This is a genomic window from Nitrospirota bacterium, from assembly GCA_016178585.1.
Taxonomy (GTDB): Bacteria; Nitrospirota; Nitrospiria; order JACQBW01; family JACQBW01; genus JACOTA01.
The window spans coordinates 1-18,931 of sequence record JACOTA010000068.1 but is presented as its reverse complement, the minus strand read 5'-3'; the positions used below and the strand labels follow the sequence as shown (position 1 = coordinate 18,931).

Here is an 18,931-nt window from a genome sequence, read left to right as displayed (position 1 = left end):
TTTCAATGAAACCCGCTCTATTTCATCCCAAAGTGAGAGATATTCTGCGAGGGTTCCCGGAAGAGGTCCGAAGAGAGATTGGCAAGCTGATTTTTGATCTCCAGAAGGGAACCAGCCTCACAATGCCTCTCTCTAAGCCGATGCCCTCCGTTGAACCTGGTGTAGAGGAGTTGCGAGTAAAAGATCGGGCTGGAATCTTCAGGGTGTTTTATTTCGCCCGGAGAGCGGATGTTGTTTTAATCTTTCATGCGTTTCAGAAAAAAACAAAAAAGACATCCCAAAAGGATATAGAAACCGGCCAAAAAAGATTACAGGAGATGTTAAATGAAAAAGATTAAAGGAATTGTGGCAAGGAATGCCTCTGAATTGGCAGAAGTGTTGGGCCTAACCCCTGCTGAAGGCCTTGAAATCAAAATTCGGAGCGACTTAAACGACAAAATTATTGCCGTTGTTCAGAAAAAAGGGTTAACCCATGCCCAGGTCGCACAACTTGCCGGCACTTCGAGAACTCGGATAACGGCTATTATGAATCGCAATACAATGGAGATTTCAACAGATTTAATGCTGAGGGTCATCGCATCGCTTGGGATTCGGGCAAAGATCATCTTTCAAAAAGCCGCATAAAATATTAATCCTGTGTCCCTTTCCCAGTATTAAAGTATGTCGCTTTTCTGCAGTAAATTTCCTCTAAAGCCTTCCCTAACCGGATAAAACATTTTTTTGAAAAAATATTGTCGATCGATTCTTGAGAAATCACTGGCCGGTTATCTGAGCTGGTCAAATAGATACTATTCCCATATCAGATTGTCATTTATTTTCTTCCCTATTTAAAGCAAAGTTCCTTTGTTATTCATTAATTTGTTTTTTTATTTTTTTAAAATCCGCGTGACCCCGGATGTCACATCCATTAAGTAGAATGAGGTCCAAACTTATTATCAATAACCCTGGAGGTAAGAGATGGAAAATAAAAATTCAACTGAAATCAGCCTGTTATTAGAAGCCGCGGAAAGGATGGATAAAAAGAATCCGCCGCCCGAAGATCAGAATGAGTTCCAAACCCGCCTCACTTCGTTGAGACAATCCCCTCTTTTGGCTGAATACGAACTGGACGAAAACGATTTAAGAATCATCACGATTCTCTTTAATAATTATTTAAACGGACTCCAGGGTCTGAAAATCAAACAACTCCTGAAAACCTTCGGAATTAACAAGATGGAGGTGGTCAGTTTTATTAAAAGACTAAAAAAGCTTGAGAAAAAAGGGCTCCTGGAAAACGAAGAGGATGATTTTAAGGAAGCTTTTCATCCCGCGAACCTGTTCCGATCCCCCTGGGAGCTTTCCCGGGAGTTTATTGAACAAATCCTTCTGTTGGAAGAAGAATCGGTTGTTGAAATAAAGCCTTATGAAGATCACGAAGAGTACCTGAACGACCAGTTCAAACGGGTTGGAGGTATAGAAAGACCGAGGTTCATGCCAAAGTTTAGAGGTGGAAAACTGAGATTTTCCTCAAGGAGCAGAAGGCGGCCAGAAACCACCATCAAGCAGTTAGAAGAAGAGATCGCCAAACGGCTGAAAAAAACAGGGTCCTCATTTCCGCTGGAGGAGCTAAAGAAAAAACATCGGCTGACCCGGGAAGAAGAGCTGATTCTCATTGCCCTTCTCCAGGCGGAGAAAAACGAAGAAGCGCCCATCGACCTGGAGGAGTTAATAGACCTAGTCAATGAATCCGACGGGGAAAATGAATCGGTTAACCGCCGATATTTCGACAAAAACGGCAAATTAATCAAACAAAAGCTGGTTGTCATTGAAGAAGAATCCCATCCAGTCGCCGGATTTAAGACAAAAACAGCCAAGCTCGACGAAAAAGTTCTTCGATCTCTCCTTAGAAGAAAAAGAAAATCAGCGGATCAGATGCTAATGAAGGACCGGTTCTTTGAGCTGGTCAAACCGGAGATCTCCCTCCAACAGGTTATTCTCCACCCCAAGACCATGGACCAGGTTCGAGCCGTCATCGAGTTGAACTCCGGACAGGTCTCCCTCCTCCTGAATGAATGGGGATTCAAACTTAACCCCAAAATCCAAACCAGGTCTAAAAAACGCCAGGCGGCGATTGCGATTCTTTTGTACGGCCATCCGGGAACCGGAAAAACCTTGACCGCCTCAGCCATCTCCGCCGAGTTAAAAAGGGAACTCCTCACGTTTGATTGTTCCACCATCCTCAATTCCTATGTGGGAGTCAGCGAAAAAAATGTCAAAATGATCTTCACCCGGTACAGAGAAATCGCCTCCGGCATGAAAAATCCTCCCATTCTTCTTCTCAATGAAGCCGATCAGTTCCTTCACAAGAGGATCAGCGCATCGAAGGGGGTGGACCATATGTATAATCAGATGCAAAATATCTTTTTAGAACAGTTAGAGCAATTCGACGGTATTCTTATTGCTACGACCAACCTTGTCGACAATATGGATTCCGCCTTTTCAAGGCGGTTTCATTACAAGATTGAGTTTAGCCGGCCTGGCCTGGAAGAGAGAGTCAAGCTCTGGAAAGCCCTGATTCCAGAAAAAACGCCGTTAGCCGGGGATGTCGATCTCTCCATTTTAGCCAAACGGTTTGATCTCTCAGGCGGTCAACTCACTTTGGTTATCCGGAATGCTGCCATCAAAGCCGCCCGAAGGGGAACCCAACTCTGCCAGCAGGATTTCATCACCACCTGCGAAGAAGAAATGGCCGGGAATTTCGATGAGAAAGCTAGAGGAAGGGTAGGGTTTTGAAGTTGGTAGCCTTGACACACTATAGTGGTCCCTATAATCAAGACAGAAAAACAGGTTGTTTAAGGTGTGTTGTTAGATTCTGCTCTGGGTTTATTTTTCTTTGTCCTTTAGATTGTCTCCTACAGAATACTGAGTTACTCGCTCTCTTTAGGAACCCGTCAGGTTTTTCAGTTCCTCAAAAGTATAGAAAATAATATTTCTTAATCCAGTATCTTTTTTCTAATTATTGCCTGTAATGGATTTCGTGTTACTCTATTTCGTTTGTATAAGTCATAAATTTCATTATCTAAAAACTCTTCATAATAATTTTTTCGATCATTTCCCTTTATTTCAGAAAGATTAAATGGATGGGCATTGTTTAAAAACAATGGATAAATATGTCTGCGCAACTTATGCGGTTTATCCTTTTCAAATATTTCTAAGAATTCACGATTAACATTCCGTGCCGCTTCAAATATATAAAAAGCTCTCTTTTGAGAAATGCCGAAAGTCTGACTTAGGGTTCTAAGTCTTTTCCTGTAATTTTCCTTTTTAACCAGGTCCCTTGTCCATCCAATCGTAGTCTTAACCTCTATTGCTGCCCAGTATTTTCCATTTTTTGTAATGATTATGTCCGGTTGCACTTTATCTTTTTTGTGTTCACATAAAACCTCAAATCGTTTAGGAAGTAAAACTCTAAAGTAATGAGCTATTAAGTCTTGAAATACATCAGATAGTGCCGAATCAACTTCACGATTGGCTTTAACCTTATATTTCCATTGAGCAGCTCTAATTTTAAATAAATCATAGAATAAATGGTACGATACATCGCCTGAAAGTTTTTTATTGATTTTTAAAAGGGCATTTAAAAAGAAAGAATATTTATCAGATATGGGTGAACGAACTTTCATTTTATATCTCACCTTGGACTTGAATAGAAATTAAAATTTAGTTTTGAAAAAATAACTGGTGTCGTAACAAAGATAACATCTTATTATTATTTGTCAAAATATCGAACTTCTAATTGGAAATGTTATTATTTTGTTTGCTCTAGTTTCTATGGATTATAGAAAGCTTACAGAAAATCGTTCATCAATTATATATAAACCCAGGCGGCGATTTCGGTTGTCACTGGGGGCTATTTTGATTTATGAGACATACCATACCAAGAAGACCTGAAATTTCCGATGTAGATCGAGCAAAAAATTACCGGTTGTGCAGAGGATTTACAGGAAAGGGAAAGGATTAAGCGGTAAACATTCCCTCTTTAATAAGCACCTTAACCGAAGTGGTCAACCAATTCCAACCCCAACAGTCTCATTCCGATTCACATCTTTCTTCCGGATCAGAATCAATAATTATTTCCCACGACCAGGAGTAATTCTTCAATCCAATGGCATCCCTTTCCCGGTTTGAACATTTTTTATGTAACCCTGAATATCGAGGACGTGGTATGACATGGCCTACATTGACCATAGATTTTATATCGGGTTTCCTTTTTTTTGAGAGAATCGTATAAAGACTTTTCCGGTTTGAAAATCTCTTTGAAAAAAGGTATCAAATGTGATACTCTAGTTACAAACATTAGAGGGGGTTGATATGAGTATAAAAAAGGTTGTTCACAAAACAGGAGAAAGGGAAGATTTCCTCGGGTTGCTTGCTTTTGGAAGCGTAGTCACAAATATAGTTCAAGTAACAAAAAAAATGGAACTGGAAAACCATAATAAAGCTTTAAAAAGCTATGCGAATGATCTGAGAGACCGCTATCAAAATATAATAAAACATTATCAACAGCTTCGTAAAGCCTATTTGTCCATGATGAATGTTAAGGAAGGGCTGTCCCGAGAAGTATCTACTTTAAATGAGATTATTAATGAGTTAAGAGCAGAAAATAACCGGCTTATAAAGGAAGTTGAGCTTCTTAAAAATGAAAATCTAAAGGATATTAAAGCGAAAGGCGTTATACGCCGGACGCGCCGGGTTTTCCAAAAAAAGGCCGGCGAAGGTGTGACGGATGCTTAATATTGAATCACGATTAGCCGCTTTTCGTAAAAGACAAAAACTTTATGATAAGCAGTCTGCCGAAGCCAAACCTGTTCTCGAGTCTCAATTCGGCGATATCATCTATCCACATATCATGAGGTCGCTTGAGGGATTTTCTGTTTCACGAAGTAAAGCTTTTGTGCCTGTTAGCAAGAAAAAAATCCGCATCCGCATAAAGGAAGATCCTAGGAAGGTGATTGCGTGGGCCATAGCTCAAAGGATCAGGGAGGCAAGAGAGAATCGGGGACTTAGACAGGAAGACCTGGCCCGGATGACAGGAATTGCACGACCCAATATAGTCCGTATAGAGCAAGGACGGCATGTTCCATCTCTCACTACTTTAAGGAAAATTGTTGATGCCCTAGGCCTCGACATAAACCGTTTGACGGCAGAGCCGGATGTTGAGGCAGAAGAGAGGCTGGAATTTGCCGAATTAGCTGAAAGTGGGATTGCAGAATGGGAAAAATCTCTTAAAGAGGAGGATAAAAGAGATTGACACTCATCCGCCCGAAGACAGGAGATGTATTCCTTGCTGACCTTGAGCCTGTCAAAGGTTCGGAACAGGGGAGGGAAAGGCCGGTCATTGTGTTTCAAAACCCAGACCTCGGCAGGTTCACGTCTACCTTGATCTGCATCCCTCTTACGACTAATCTTTCTCGCAGAGGTCTCCCCGGAACAAGCTTTATAAAGAAAAGTAAACAGAATGGACTTTCTCAGGATTCCATAGGCTTATGCTTCCAGTTAAGAGCTATTGATAAAAGCCGTTTGACAAAGAGATACGGAACGTTAAATCCTGAAACATTGAATGCGATTGCAGAATCGGTTTTGTCAGCGTTGGGAATTGACTTGGGATGACGGAATTCCCCTTTTTTCCCCCCTCCAGATATAGCATTTTTAAATTTGGTGTGACCCTGGGTGTCACGGGCGTGGTATAAGATGACCTGAATAGAAGAGGGTGACAAATGGCATATACCACATTAAGCAAAAGCCGGTTTATGGCGGGGCTCCAATGCCCCAAAAATCTTTACCTCTCTATCTTCCAAAAAGAACTCGCCACTCCCACAGATCCTGCAACACAAAGGCTCTTTGATGAAGGGAAACTGGTTGGCCTGGAGGCCCAGAAACGGTTCCCCGGAGGGGTCCTGGTCGATGTTCCTTATTACGCCCCCGAAAAAGCGCTGGAAAAAACCGATGAATTAATCAAGCAAGGGGTCACGACCCTCTATGAACCGGCTTTTATCTTTAATGACCTTCTGGTCCGGGTCGACATTCTTCATCGGAAAACTCCCTCTTCTCCCTGGCAAATCATAGAAGTCAAATCGACCACCAGCGTCAAAGAGGAACATTTCATTGACCTTGCCATCCAATTCTACATCTTAAAGAAATATGGTCTTACCGTTCAATCTGGCCGCCTGATGTTTCTCAACCGTAATTGCGTCTATCCCAACCTGGAAAATCTCTTTGTTATTGAAGAGCTGACCGAAGAGCTGGATCAGTTTTTTCCGATGATTGAAAAGAACCTTGTTAAATTTAAAACGTTACTGGCTCAACCTTCAGTCCCGGAGGTGGAAGTCGGCCCGCAATGCACCTCTCCCTATGAGTGCCCTTTTATGAACCATTGCTGGAGCCGGTTGAACCTTCCCAACCCGGGGGTAATGAATCTCTACCGGATGGGAGAAAAGAAGTTCGATTATCTTAAGGATGGAATCGTAGAACTGACAGACCCAAGACTTTCCGACTTAAACGGAATTCAGAAAAGAATGGTAGAGGTTGCCAAGTCTGGTCAGCCGTTTATCGACCGGAAAGGGATTAAACAGGAGATCAAGACCTGGAAATATCCTTTTTATTTCTTTGATTTTGAAACCATTGGTTTTGCCATTCCCCGGTATCATGGCGCCTCTCCTTACAACCAGATCCCCTTTCAATTCAGTTGCGACATTCTGGAGGATGAAACAGCCGAAATCAAGCATGTTGAATACCTCCATGACACTTCATCCGACCCTCGGGAGGAGGTGGCTACCCGTATCGTCGAGGCCATTGGTCCTACTGGATCGGTCATTTCATACAACTAGCAGTTTGAAGCCGGCCGTTTAGACGATCTGGCCGCGGCATTTCCATGTTTGTCTAAACCTTTAAAAAATATCCAAGCCAGGTTGGTCGATCCTCTGCCGGTTATCAGGGGTTATGTCTACTTCCACGAATTTGCCGGTTCCTTTTCCCTGAAAAATGTCGCTCCCGCGATTCTGGGGAATGAATATCGTTATTCAGGGGAGGTCAAAGACGGGACAGAAGCGCAACTCAGTTTTTTGCGGTTAACGACGGAAGAGATGACGCCTCCGGAGCGGGAAAAACTCCGGAACGCGCTTCTTGCCTACTGCCGGCAAGATACGCAATCCCTTGTTAAACTTGTCGAATGGCTTTTCAAAACGGGGGCGAAATAGCCAGGTGCTAGAATCGGGAGCTGATCGGAGGGATAGAAGCTCTACAGATATTTTGATTTTGATGAGGTTTGCTGTATAATAATGTTATGAAGAAAAAGACATTAAGTGAAACTAACCCTTACCTTAAGGATCCGGCAAAGCGTCAGGCCATGATTGCCAGAGCGGTTATCTCCTCGTCAGCCATTGAAGGGGTGCGGAAACCTGCTGTCATAGCTACTACAATCCGTAAAAAGGATCTTTCTACTTTTTCCCGGAAATCCGCAAAGTCCGCGAAATAACCTTCCTGAAAATCTGTTCCATCGGTTCATAATTACGGTCCCATCCCGCCCTTACCGCGGCAAAATAGTTCTCACGCATCTTTCCCTGAATAACCGTAAAATCCCTCAGGGCTTATCCATCGGGTTTAGTTCTCCGGAAGTCTATTTCAGGAAACACCTTTAAGGTATAATCCAGGCTCTGGATGATTTTTGGGATTAAAGAAGGATGAAATTCCAGGTCAAAGTTTAAAGTTCCCAATGCGCCTGGCCGGTCTCCCGCCTTGCAGGATGCTTCGAGACAGCCATCTTTCTTCTTCACAATTTCGATTTCCAGCCACTCTTCCATGGCGGAATAAGTCGCTTTTTCAGAAAGCCCCTGATGAAGCAGGTCTAGTTGTTTGCGAAAATACCGGAAATCAGGAATATACAGGGTTGCCTTGTATTTTGCTTGAAAGGCTCCGGCTTTAATCTCGATCCAGGTATAGATCCAGTCCTCATCGTCGAATTCCCGTTTAAACGGATAGACAAACAAAAAATCTCCGGAAAAAGGGTCTTTGATCAGGAAAGAACTTTTCTGTTTCTGACTCTTTTGACTTGAAAATCTGTTTTTACGTTTTCTCGCCATAGATCATTGACCCCCTTCTCTACCTGCATCTCGGCCTCCTTATTGTTCATTGGTAATAGGAAGATTCTACAGGAGGGATGTGACATCCGGGGTCAAGAGGATTTATTTTTTTATGGCGGTTTTTTTCTGTCGCTGTTTATCGTACGGAAGACTTTTTGGAGGGTATTTCTCTGGACTTCCCGGATAATTTGGGGGTGGTGGATAAGAGCGTCATCCCATACTGTTTCATCAGTTTCCAGGCTTCTTTTTGAATGGTTTTCCTCAGATTTTCCGGTTGAATGACCTCTACCTGTGACCCAAATCCTAAAACCCATTGAATGAGTTCCGGCGTTACAGCAACACGAAATCTTAACTTAATTTGATCTCCCGGAAGGGAGGCTAATTCCTGGCTTGAGTGCCATCTTCGTTCTCTGACCCATTTTGAGGCCGGTTTGTCAAAAACCAGTTCAACCGACTCCGGTTTTCCGCGAAACACGCCAAAGGCATCTTTAAAATACTCATCGACCTTAAAATAAAGATCAGGTGTAAAAACTTCATCGGTCATTTTAATTGATTTAATCCGGTCAACGACATAGGTTCTAAAATCTTTTTGTTGATGGCAATAGCCAATCAGATAAAAAATTCCGTTTTGGTACCAGAGACCGTAAGGATTTATTTTTTTCTTCAATGGCCGATTGGTCCTTAAGGGGGTATAGGACATGTTAATGACTTTGTTTTCTTCCAACGCTTCTTTGATGATCTCAATGAATTGACCATTATCTTGAAATTCTTTAGAGTAAGAAGGAGCGATATGAATATCTTTTTGAAGCTGATCAAAAGTCGTTTTATTCGCAGGTAAGAGATTGGGGCTGAGTTTTTGATAAAGCGAGCGAATGGATTCGGAAATAAAAGTCCCTTCGAGCGGTTTTAAAAGGTTTTTCCCGCATTGCAGGGCAAACAATTCTGATGGGGTCAGAGGGATGGGCGTTTTTTTATATTCATCCGGCACTGTCCAGTAGGTTTTACCATCTTCTCCTTTTTCATCAAATAAGGGAACTCCAGCCTGTTGCAGCGCTTCTAAGTCCCTCCGGAGGGTCCGTTCCGTATAGTTTTCATCCAGTCCGTCGTTGATATGGAAACCGATTTGATGAAGGGTCATTCCAGGGTTTGATTCCAGGAGTTTAAGAATGATTAATTGTCTTGAAGCTTGATGATTACGAGGCATTTGCTTTAACCGTCGGGGATCGGTTTAAATTTTAAAATCAGTTTGGTAGAATAATTCCCTCTTTAAGTATAACAATTTTTTAATTTTTTGCTTTAGTGTGACCCTGGATGTCACACCTTTGGATTAAAGTATTTCTTATGAACATCAATATGGTACTGACACCTTCTGAACTGAGCGATTTTCTTCTCCACACCGCGGTCGTCCGCCCCGTCTTTATCTGGGGTCCGCCCGGCATCGGAAAATCGTCCCTGGTGCAAAAATTCGCCGATCAAGTCGGTTTGCACTGCATATCCCTCCTTGGGAGCCAGCTGGCTCCGGAAGATTTAATTGGCGTTCCTCAGATAGTGGACGGGAAAAGCCGGTTTTGTCCCCCCACGATGATCGCGCGGGAGGAACCCTATTGTCTTTTTCTGGATGAGCTGAATGCCTGCTCCCATGAGGTTCAAAAAGCGCTTTACAGCCTGATTCTTGAAAGACGTGTCGGAGAATACCGGATGCCGAAAGGCTCCATTGTGATTGGCGCGGGTAACCGGGCGGAAGACAACGCCATCGTAAAGCCGATGTCCTCCGCCCTGATCAACCGTATGGTGCATGTACAGCTTAAAGCGTCCCACCGCGACTGGCTGGCCTGGGCGGAGAGTTCCGAAATCCACCCCTGGGTGATGGATTATATCAAAACCCGCCCGGACCATTTATGGAGCAAGCCGCCCAAGCACGAAGCCCCTTTTCCCACCCCGCGGGGGTGGCACATGTTGAGTGATTCTTTAAAGCAGTACGACGAAAAAATCCCTGAAAAATTGATTGAGATCCTGGCTTATGGAACCCTTTCTCCCGAACATGCGGGACAGTTCAAATCGTTTATCAAGCAGATACATAACAAATACGCTCTCAACGAGATTCTCAAAGGGGATTTGCGTTGGCCCGGCAAACCGGAAGACCGGGATATTCTTTATTTTCTGGCCCAATCCTTCCGGGCCTACCTGGTCAAGATGCTTCCGGAGGAGAACGGCAAGCTGGGCCAGAGCCAAAAAGAGCTGGCGATCCGGGCCAAGGGTCTGCTGAAAGAATTGGCCGCGATCAGCCTCGAGATCGCCCAAATGGTTGTGGCTGAAACGGATGCCGACAACGCTTTGCCCAACTGGTTTTTGGTGGAAATCGTTCGCGACCTCCCCCGCCTGGCACAGAAATGAGATGAAGGCAAAACGGACTAAAAAGATAGACCCCGCGACTCAAAGCTATCTCGAAGGGGTATCCAGACTGGAACAGCATCCTATCTTTGCCCCCCTTTTCTTCAGTATTCGTTCTATTCGCAATGAGAGATCGGCTTTTCCTCATCATGGGTGGGCGATTGTTTCGGATACCGGAACGATTCATGTCAACCCCAAAAGAAAAGCGGCTCCTGATGAATGGCTCTATGTTCTTTCCCATTGCCTGCTCCACCTTGGATTTGGACATTTCCAGCCCCAGGCCAATCCCTATGCCTGGAACGTAGCCTGTGACCTGTTCATTTACAAATTCCTCAAAGAGCTTAAAATCGGGAAACCGCCGGAAACAGCCCCGCCCAATTTAGAGGGTTTGCCCCTTCAGTCGGAGCGCGATCTCTACGGTTATTTTCTCGAAAGGGGGGTTCCCGACCCTCTCAAAACCGTTGGCGTAGGAGACCCCGGCTGTAACGACATGAGCTTTTATTCCGGTTATATGAAGAGAGCCGATTGGCAGAATAAATGGATGGGTAAATTCAGCCAGGGATTACGCAATGCCGTAACCAGCGCGGTGAATGTGGCGGGCGGGAGCGAAAAGTTTCTGGGAAGCGCCGTTTTGACACAAACATCGGCCCAGCGAGCCAAGGGATGGTTGGTCAATTCTTTTCCGCTCATCGGGGCTCTGGCGGCTGGCTTCAAGATTGTGGAAGATCTTCAGATCTGCAACCGGCAAGAGATTCGGGTCGCGGCGGTTAATGGCACGCTTCAGGAAATTTATATCAATCCGGCCGCGGGACTCACCGAGCCGGAGTGCGGATTTGTCATCGCCCACGAAATCCTTCATGTCGGCCTCCGTCATGAGATTCGCCGCCAGGGCCGGGAGCCTTATCTCTGGAATGTGGCTTGCGACTACGTCGTCAATGGCTGGCTGATGGAAATAGGCCTGGGCGAGATGCCGGCTTTCAGCGGCCTCTACGATCAGGAATTAAAGGGGGAATCCGCCGAATCGTTGTACAATAAAATTGCTGTTGACTTAAGGCGGTTGCGCAAATTAGCCACCTTGAGAGGGACCGGCGCTTGCGATATTATTGAATCCGGAGATGCCAAATGGTGGGCGGGGGAGGCGGGTATCGATCTGGACGGTTTCTACCGCCGCTGTTTGGCGCAGGGCCTGGAGTATCACCAGTTTCAGGACCGCGGTTTTCTCCCCCAGGGATTAATCGAGGAGATACGGGCGTTGGCACAGCCCCCTATTCCCTGGGACGTGGAACTGGCCCAATGGTTCGACGGGCATTTCCGCCCGGTCGAAAAAATACGCTCCTATGCCAGACTCAGCCGGAGGCAATCCGGCAGTCCGGAGATCCCGAGGCCCCATCATGTCCCTCTTTTCGGGGAGGAGGAGAACCGGACCTTTGGCGTGGTATTGGATACCTCCGGTTCAATGGACCGTACATTGCTGGCCAAGGCTTTGGGCACCATCGCCGGTTATTCCCTTTCCCGGGATGTCGCCAGGGTGAGAGTCGTGTTCTGTGACGCCGCGGCCTACGATCAGGGATATATCCCCCCGGAAAATCTATTGGAGCAGGTCCAGGTCAAGGGCCGCGGCGGGACGGTTTTACAACCAGGAATTGACCTTCTGGAAAAAGCCGATGACTTTCCAAAAAACGGGCCGATCTTAATCATTACCGACGGGGCTTGCGACCGGCTTTCCATTCGGAGAGAACATGCTTTTCTGATCCCTGAACAGAGTCATCTTCCCTTCGTCCCTCGAGGAAAAGTTTTTCGAATCCGGTAAAAAATCAATCCCGATGATCGCTATATTGAGAGGGATCATCTTCGAGGAATAAAAAACGGCACTACAAGATTTGGGACAATTTTTCAGATAAGAGGACACATCGGGTCTTGATTTATATTTGAATCTTCATTAATCATTCTTTGAATTTTCAGTAAGACCTACCTGACATCATTACTATTTTAAAAAACGAGGAAACAAGAAATGAAATTATTGAAAAAAGAATTCCAAAGTCTATTGGATATCAAAGAGTTCAACGATGAGTGGCAATATACTGTAGATCTGGTTCAGAGTATGCAGTCCTTACAAATTATTCATTTTTTCTTATTTGCCAGCTATGATCTACGGAGTCAGCTTCGACGCTTCCTTATTGTACTTGATAGCGTGTCAAACTGACCGAAAATATAGGTATAGGGGACCACCCATTAGCTCCTTTACCCTTTTATAAATATAGAGGAGATTATGTTTTTGGACAAAGAATCTTTTAGAGAAAAGCTATCCTCTCTCGTCATAAAATTTGAAAAGGATAAGCATCATTACCTTCTGAATGGTTTAAAGGGAAAAGTTGTACCCTTCTAAGCGGTGACGCTATTTACACCCTCAAAAACATGGGATCAAATCACTGCAAGAAGGCGTTTGTGAGTTCGGGCCATTCTTTATCGATTGCGGATACCATGCTTTATTTCGGTTGCGCCCTTTGGCGATCGTGGCCTGCCGGAAAACACCCTCAAACGAAAAACCAAGGCGCAGCGCCTTACGCACTCGTAGCAATGACGCCATAGGCGCTCTCGCTTGGATTAATTTAGCCAGGGATGTTATCTCCGATGTCATCGGGTGCTTCGTCGTGCTGATCTTTCTCAATCTCAGATTCACGGCGGACAATGCGAATAGTCTCATCGCCTACAGAGATGCTGATACTGTCAGTGGACATCGTGGCGACAAACTTCGGAAGGATCTGAGGCACTTCTTTGATGAGCCGGTCAATCGGTACCCGAATATAAGTCTCAAGGAACAAAGACATTGTAGGTCCGGCAAGGTTATCTAGGAGTTCCCATGCAGCAGCACCTTTATGGACCTCACCGTTCTGATCAACGAAGGCTCGCTCCAACTCTGACAGCTTTGGATTTGGTGTGCTATCAAGAACAACAAGTACAGGTTTGTATCCGCTTTTTTTGCAATCTATGGGGAAATCCAGTTCCTCACGCCAACGCCCTTGGCCTGAAGCCGCAATCGTGACTCGTATTTTGAGTTCGTATGCTTTTTTGCCCAGTAGGCAATCTACTTGTCGCCTCTTCCGATTATCCCTATGACGCTTGATCGGACTTTTCTTTGCTGGGACTGGGGGCCCGCCCACAGCATAAGCAATAATCGGTTCAAACAGGTACCCAGTCTCCTGTCCGGCTCTGTTATCAATGTCAAAAAACCATTTCCGCCAGAACAAAAGGCCAGCCAGTGTTGCGGGGCCTAGCTTTCCGTACTGAAGCAATCCACGTGGTCCTACTTGTTCAAGTGTTGGAATTGGTTGTGTTTCAAGGATGGTTTCATATTTGAGCCTGGCTTTGTGAAGGGTGGATAAACAAGCGAAGTACTTATCAGCATCGGAATTCTGTTGAACAAGGCACTCAAAAAGGCTTCGCGCATCGACGCCCTTAACAACGAGCGAATCTAGGTCTTCCGCTTCAAAGAAAGGCGGTAAATTGTCCGGGATTCCTGGAATAGTTTTGTGTAATCCGAGATCATGCGCTATACGACAAACCAAGTATGCGCACATTTCATCCGTAAGGCCAACGGCCTGATCACCAGAGCCATAAGCCCGTGCTTTTTCCCAGATGGCTTGTTGCTTTTTTGTTAGAGGCATAGGCTAATTTGCTCCGAGTGGTGTGGAGAAAGGAAGCGTTCCTTTATTTCGTCACAAACGGTTTGAAGAACTGGGCTCATTCCTTCAGAGAGTGTTGGCACGAAGCTCAATAAAGCACCTCCATTCTGGGTCGGTTTCGCACTCTTGAAATCTTTTTTGAGAGTTATTGCTATATGTTGAGCCAACCGTATTGGAACAGCATTGCCTATCATTTGGATTTTCTCGTTCTGGGTTCCAACAAAAACAAAGTCGTCCGGAAAAGTTTGGAGTCTCGCGCACTCCCTAAGACTAAGCGGTCGGTCTTCTGTGGGGTGTACAAAATCTCTTAGGGCTCCACCCGTAATTGTCTTAGATGGTTCATCTGGAGATAGGCGACGCAGTCCAGCAGGCGCACCACCACGACGTTCTGTTGGGGTTCCGTCCATGACGCGACGATAGGCTCGCTTTCTGTAACTTTCGTGCCAAAGCTCTTCCGGAAGATCACGCATTCTCTGCCCCGGTTTTAGCAAGTACGCTCTTTGGCTATCTGCTTCGTTGAATTGCAAATATATATGATCAAATGGGTCTTGTTCCCCGTTGCGTCCTATCTTCGTGGAAGAGAGCCCCTCAAAGGCTTCTCCCAAAGTCGGGGTAAAAGGCAAGTGATGGCCGTTAGCTAATTTTGCGCCCGGCATACCTAGAGCAGAATGGGTATGCTCAGGAAAAGTTGGATCCCAGCCCAGGCCGCCAATAGCTAAGACTCGCTTCCGATGTTGTGGAACACCATAATGTGCGGCATTTACTTTTCGAAGATGGATGCGATACCCAGCATCAATCAGTGGTTCAAGCAGATCAAATACGAAGCGGCCATGAGCCTGAGTAAGGAACCCTTCAACATTCTCAAATGCAAAAGCTAAAGGCTTGTAACGGGCGATTAACCTTGCGAACACGCAAACGAGGGTGTTTCTGTCGTCTTCTGCTAGACGTCGACCTGCGGAGGAAAATCCCTGACATGGAGGACCGCCAACGATTACCGTTGCATTTGGAAGCTCAGAGGAATCATTTAGTTCTGATAGGTGTGCCGTGTGATGAAAATTCTTACGGTAGGTCTCTATAGCGGGTTTCCAGCTATCGTATGACGCCATGATCTCGAAGCCAGCGCTCTCAAATCCAAGCGAGAGTCCTCCGCAGCCCGAAAATAAGTCCACAACGGTAAGTTTTTGAGTCATTCTGTCTATTGGTCCCGCAATTTGTTTCGAAGATGGCTAACGATAAAGCTAACCGACACGAGTCCTTTGCGTGTCCGTATTGAGCGCATTGTTAAGCCGTCTGCTACGGATTACGCTTCAATTTCTTGAGTATCTCATCGCGAACTGCAACGACTGCTGTTAACCGTTGCTGTAAATCTCTGTACCATTGAGCATGTGTGTTATCAGGAACTGGGATCGTTGCTGTTGCCTGCGCTTGATTCGTCATCTGCACGAAGTCGTTGTGGCGAGAGATCGCAACGTTAAGGTTCAGCAACAACTCGATCAGCCAAGCGTCTTTGCGATATTCCAATGTTTGCCCATCGAGTAACCTTGTTGGCGCGTTCAGTCGAATTGGATCGCGATAGAAAGATTTTGCAACATTGTACGGTTCCAGGGTGCCACCAATTTGACTCACTTCGCTTTGCAAAAGCTTGAGAAGCGCTTCACGGCGCGCCTCGGTTTCCTGAGCTTGCTGATGGATCGCAAACCAGTAGCTGAATAGCGCGCCGAGAAAAGCCCCAAAGAAGACGCCTGTGGCTGGCCCTAAAACATTCCATAATGATGACATCTTAGTTGGCATAACATTTGAGTTCAGCAGCGGAGCAAAAGCGCAGCTTTTTGTGTGAGTCTTCATCTTTGATCTATTAAACGGCATTCTACCAAGGAGTAAATTATATGTCAAAACCCTTTACTTGAATTATCAGAGTTGGAAGCTTTTCTAACAGCGAATTCCGGAATTCCGGAATTCCGGGGACACCATATCTAATTTATTGCCTTTTCATAATAGAAAATATATTTACAGAAATAAATAAAGTGTCCCCAGAATTCACTTAATCATTACAGATGGGGTTTGCGACAAACTTTTCATCCGCAGGGGACATACTTTTCTGATCCCTGAACAGGGTCACCTTCGCTCCCCGAGGAAAAGTTTTTCGAATCCGGTAAAAAGTCAATCCCGATGATCGCGGCAACGAGACGGCTGATCATCCCGGCAATTTCTTTTGAATGTTTGACAGGAGTACGATCACTTACGCGGAAAAGAAACTGGAGGTTATGGAGCAGAGATAGGATTTGTAACTTCTTGCTTTGCCTCTCATCGCGCCCCCCGTCGGGTGCGTGGCGATCTCGGTTCAAAATAGCGAGATTGCTTCACTTCGCTCGCAATGACAGCTTTCTATCGCTCTTGGGTTCCATCAAGTGTTTGACAACACACTAAAATCATAGTATACCTGAAACCCAGTCGTAGAGAAAAAGACAGTCTTTAGAGCGTCTATCATAATTAGCTTTTGGCTGCCAACTCTTCGCGGAAAGGTATAATGGTCGTATGAAAAGCATCCCACACCCCATTCAATATCAAGGCAGCAAGCGAAATTTGGCTCCCGTCATTTTGCGCTATGTTCCCAAAGATGTTGATTGCCTAATTGAACCGTTTGCAGGTTCCGCCGCAATTAGTATCGCCGTTGCCGCTCGCCGGATGGCAAAAGCTTATCTCATTAACGACTGGAATAAGCCATTAGCCGAGTTATTACGGTTAATCGTCGAATTCCCGGCTGATACCGCATCGTTTTATGAAGCCATTTGGAATGAGCAACATGGCAACTCCATCGAGCACTATTATAGGATTCGTCAGGACTTTAACCGCACACAAGACCCGCGCCTTTTTCTATATTTATTAGCTAGATGTGTCAAAGGCTCGGTTCGATACAACTCCGAGGGCATGTTCAATCAAAGCCCGGACAAGAGACGCCACGGGACTCAACCGAAGACCATGCGCGCGAATATTTTCGGTGTTTCTACTTTACTAAAAGGAAAAACCGAATTCTCATCTCTGGATTACAGAGATGTTTTGGTCAAGGCCAAGACAACCGATCTCGTTTACATGGACCCCCCCTATCAAGGTGTGTGCGGGGATCGTGATTCTCGTTATTTTTCGGGCATTTATCATAGTGATTTTGTGGCTGCTCTTGAGGAGCTTAATTCAAGGGGAATTTCTTATATCGTCAGCTACGATGGGCGCAGAGGTGACAAAACATTTGGGGAGCTACTACCTGCTCCGCTTAAACTTACTCGCATCGAATTGGAAGCGGGGCGTTCCAGCCAAGCGACTTTACTTGGGCGTGATGAAGTTACCTATGAATCCCTATATCTCTCTCGTGTGTTGTCCGACAAGCTTACCAACAAACCAACAGATTATCGCCAGTCCCAAGCGCAGCAGTATGCCTTGTTCGAACCCTGCGCCCAATATGCCTAACTTTCCAAAAGACTTCATTGATTTCTGTCATTCCGTTACAGCGAAACGCCCGAAGACCGTTATTGACCATATTCTGAAGCATGGTTTTATCACGACCGAGGAGTTGAAAGTAACATACGGCTATAACCACCCGCCAAGGGCAGCCCGAGATGTGCGCGAACATGGTATCCCGCTTGAAACTTTCCGGATTACGGGTTCCGATGGGCGAAAAATTGCAGCTTATCGTTTCGACGATGTAAAAGCCAAGAGATTCACAAAATTATCAGGCAGAACTGGATTATCCAAGAAAATCAAGGAAGCATTGATTGAAAAATATGGTTGCAAGTGTTTCATCTATCTTGAAAAAATGGATGAGCGAGAACTGCAAATCGATCATCGCGTTCCCTATGAAGTCGGTGGCGATGGTGAGGGCAGTGAACTTAGCCCGGAAGATTTCATGTTGCTTTCCGGTTCTGCAAACCGCGCAAAATCGTGGTCTTGTGAGCATTGCGAGAATTGGAACAACATCAAGGACAGAACGATCTGCCTGACATGCTATTGGGCATACCCAGAAAACTACACCCATATTGCCATGCGTCAGATTCGGCGGCTTGATCTTGTTTGGAAAGGCGATGAAGTTGACATCTACGAGAAACTGAAAGCAGAGGCGCGCTCACTTGAGAAAGAAATCCCACTGTTTGTAAAACAAATTCTTGAAAATGAGATTCGCCGTAAACGTACCTGACATTGCGCTCCACACGACAAAGGATCAAGTTTTTTATTGTTTATCAAGCAAGTTTCTCAAAAAAAACGTGATAATAAAGCGTTCGCTTAATTTATTTCACCTTTAAAGATTTAATGGACTTTAATGTTTGAGCGGCGGTTGCGTTTCTGGGAATGCCAGCATTTAAAAAGATTTCCATAGCTTCGCGCCAACAAAATTTTCTCCGGAATGCCTAACTGTGAATTTAAAAACCGAATATGGACTATAATAATATGAAGTATTGACAATTGTTACTTATTATGTAACAATTGTTTAAAAGGAAAGCCGATGTATGACAACCAATCTTGCACCAGATACTTTAGATCTTCATAGCCGGGACCAACGACAGGCTTTGGCACGGATGATCATGAATCTTCTGGATCACTGGAAACTTCCGGGAGAGGATCAGCTTGTTCTACTCGGATTGAACCCGGAGAGCCGAGTGAGTCTCAAGCGCTACCGAGAGGGCAATGCTCTCTCTAATAATCGCGATTTACTTGATCGGGTCGGCCATCTGCTGGCTATCCATAAATCCC

Annotated in this window: 19 protein-coding genes; 13 read left to right on the top strand and 6 right to left on the bottom strand. The window is 45.2% G+C overall.

All coding sequences use genetic code 11. The features are described 5' to 3' along the window. Positions 1-5: 5 nt before the first annotated feature. The 3 genes from HYR79_10905 to HYR79_10895 all read left to right on the top strand — a co-directional run bounded on the left by HYR79_10905 (position 6) and on the right by HYR79_10895 (position 2,772). Positions 6-338, top strand: coding sequence for a type II toxin-antitoxin system RelE/ParE family toxin (locus HYR79_10905; GenBank protein ID MBI1822206.1), 333 nt, complete (start codon positions 6-8; stop codon positions 336-338). Beyond that, a complete protein-coding gene (locus tag HYR79_10900; GenBank protein MBI1822205.1) occupies positions 325-624 on the top strand; it encodes an XRE family transcriptional regulator in 300 nt (99 codons plus the stop codon). Before HYR79_10905 ends, HYR79_10900 begins: the two co-directional genes overlap by 14 nt. A 333-nt stretch (positions 625-957) precedes the next feature. Next, a complete protein-coding gene (locus HYR79_10895) occupies positions 958-2,772 on the top strand; it encodes an ATP-binding protein (protein ID MBI1822204.1) in 1,815 nt (604 codons plus the stop codon). 200 nt (positions 2,773-2,972) lie between these two features. Here HYR79_10895 and HYR79_10890 read toward each other — a convergent pair whose 3' ends face one another. After that, positions 2,973-3,662: a hypothetical protein gene (locus HYR79_10890; GenBank protein MBI1822203.1), complete on the bottom strand. Its 690-nt coding sequence runs from the start codon at positions 3,660-3,662 to the stop codon at positions 2,973-2,975. 688 nt (positions 3,663-4,350) lie between these two features. Between HYR79_10890 and HYR79_10885 the strand changes: the two genes are divergently transcribed. The 6 genes from HYR79_10885 (at position 4,351) to HYR79_10860 (ending at position 7,513) form a co-directional block, all read left to right on the top strand. Continuing rightward, positions 4,351-4,773, top strand: a complete 423-nt coding sequence (locus tag HYR79_10885; GenBank protein MBI1822202.1) for a hypothetical protein — start codon at positions 4,351-4,353, stop codon at positions 4,771-4,773. Further along, positions 4,766-5,290 carry a helix-turn-helix transcriptional regulator gene (locus tag HYR79_10880; GenBank protein ID MBI1822201.1) on the top strand — a complete coding sequence of 175 codons (525 nt, stop codon included), beginning with the start codon at positions 4,766-4,768 and terminating at the stop codon, positions 5,288-5,290. The genes HYR79_10885 and HYR79_10880 overlap by 8 nt, the downstream gene beginning before the upstream one ends. Positions 5,291-5,295: 5 nt before the next feature. Continuing rightward, positions 5,296-5,649, top strand: a complete 354-nt coding sequence (locus HYR79_10875; protein ID MBI1822200.1) for a type II toxin-antitoxin system PemK/MazF family toxin — start codon at positions 5,296-5,298, stop codon at positions 5,647-5,649. Between the two features lie 107 nt (positions 5,650-5,756). Then, positions 5,757-6,866, top strand: coding sequence for a DUF2779 domain-containing protein (locus HYR79_10870; GenBank protein MBI1822199.1), 1,110 nt, complete (start codon positions 5,757-5,759; stop codon positions 6,864-6,866). A gap of 27 nt (positions 6,867-6,893) precedes the next feature. After that, positions 6,894-7,235 (top strand): hypothetical protein, encoded by a 342-nt coding sequence (locus HYR79_10865; protein ID MBI1822198.1) that lies wholly within the window; start codon positions 6,894-6,896, stop codon positions 7,233-7,235. 86 nt (positions 7,236-7,321) lie between these two features. Further along, complete coding sequence (locus HYR79_10860) at positions 7,322-7,513, top strand: hypothetical protein (GenBank protein ID MBI1822197.1); 192 nt, start codon at positions 7,322-7,324, stop codon at positions 7,511-7,513. Positions 7,514-7,625: 112 nt separating this feature from the next. Here the strand turns inward: HYR79_10860 and HYR79_10855 are convergent, their stop codons facing one another. Then, complete coding sequence (locus HYR79_10855; protein ID MBI1822196.1) at positions 7,626-8,117, bottom strand: hypothetical protein; 492 nt, start codon at positions 8,115-8,117, stop codon at positions 7,626-7,628. Positions 8,118-8,253: 136 nt separating this feature from the next. Next, on the bottom strand, positions 8,254-9,321 hold the full coding sequence (locus HYR79_10850; GenBank protein MBI1822195.1) for a WYL domain-containing protein: 1,068 nt from the start codon (positions 9,319-9,321) through the stop codon (positions 8,254-8,256). A 137-nt stretch (positions 9,322-9,458) separates the two neighbouring features. Here HYR79_10850 and HYR79_10845 point away from each other — a divergent pair, with 137 nt between their 5' ends. Both HYR79_10845 and HYR79_10840 read left to right on the top strand, forming a co-directional pair. Beyond that, a complete protein-coding gene (locus HYR79_10845) occupies positions 9,459-10,511 on the top strand; it encodes an AAA family ATPase (protein ID MBI1822194.1) in 1,053 nt (350 codons plus the stop codon). Position 10,512: 1 nt separating this feature from the next. After that, entirely contained in the window at positions 10,513-12,318 is a 1,806-nt protein-coding gene (locus HYR79_10840; protein ID MBI1822193.1) for a peptidase, read from the top strand. 799 nt (positions 12,319-13,117) lie between these two features. Here the strand turns inward: HYR79_10840 and HYR79_10835 are convergent. The 3 genes from HYR79_10835 to HYR79_10825 all read right to left on the bottom strand — a co-directional run bounded on the left by HYR79_10835 (position 13,118) and on the right by HYR79_10825 (position 16,036). Next, positions 13,118-14,173 (bottom strand): hypothetical protein, encoded by a 1,056-nt coding sequence (locus HYR79_10835; protein MBI1822192.1) that lies wholly within the window; start codon positions 14,171-14,173, stop codon positions 13,118-13,120. Beyond that, positions 14,164-15,381, bottom strand: a complete 1,218-nt coding sequence (locus tag HYR79_10830; protein MBI1822191.1) for a DNA cytosine methyltransferase — start codon at positions 15,379-15,381, stop codon at positions 14,164-14,166. The genes HYR79_10835 and HYR79_10830 overlap by 10 nt, the downstream gene beginning before the upstream one ends. A 103-nt stretch (positions 15,382-15,484) precedes the next feature. Then, positions 15,485-16,036 carry a hypothetical protein gene (locus tag HYR79_10825; GenBank protein ID MBI1822190.1) on the bottom strand — a complete coding sequence of 184 codons (552 nt, stop codon included), beginning with the start codon at positions 16,034-16,036 and terminating at the stop codon, positions 15,485-15,487. Between the two features lie 690 nt (positions 16,037-16,726). On the opposite strand from HYR79_10825, the gene HYR79_10820 reads away from it, so the two are divergent. Both HYR79_10820 and HYR79_10815 read left to right on the top strand, forming a co-directional pair. Continuing rightward, entirely contained in the window at positions 16,727-17,653 is a 927-nt protein-coding gene (locus HYR79_10820; GenBank protein MBI1822189.1) for a DNA adenine methylase, read from the top strand. After that, on the top strand, positions 17,646-18,377 hold the full coding sequence (locus HYR79_10815) for an HNH endonuclease (GenBank protein ID MBI1822188.1): 732 nt from the start codon (positions 17,646-17,648) through the stop codon (positions 18,375-18,377). Before HYR79_10820 ends, HYR79_10815 begins: the two co-directional genes overlap by 8 nt. The last annotated feature ends 554 nt before the right edge of the window (positions 18,378-18,931 follow it).